Genomic DNA, 261 nt, shown 5'->3' on the forward strand with positions numbered 1-261 from the left:
GACATCGTGAGCTGGCTTGACACCACCTTCCGGGTCGCGGAGACAACGGCCGACGAGCTCGTCGACCTGTTCGACAACCCCGGGCTTCTGCTCGGCATCCCGCTTGCCATCGCCGGCGCGGTTTTCATGTCGCTCGGTGCCCAGTACCAGAGCCGCGGCGTTCGGAAAGTCGAGGCTCAGTCGGGGCGAACCGGCAAGCAGGGGCTCAGCACGGCGCACCTGTTCGCGTTGTTGCGGCGACCGTCCTGGGTGCTCGGCACG

General features: G+C 67.4%; 1 protein-coding gene. It reads left to right on the forward strand.

What is annotated here, in order from left to right:
• The coding region (locus SB658_RS24995; protein ID WP_410603107.1) for a hypothetical protein at window positions 1–261 on the forward strand (261 nt) is incomplete at both ends.

Origin of the sequence: Bacillus sp. SIMBA_008 (assembly GCF_046535495.1) — a bacterium.
Classification (GTDB): domain Bacteria; phylum Bacillota; class Bacilli; order Bacillales; family Bacillaceae; genus Bacillus; species Bacillus subtilis.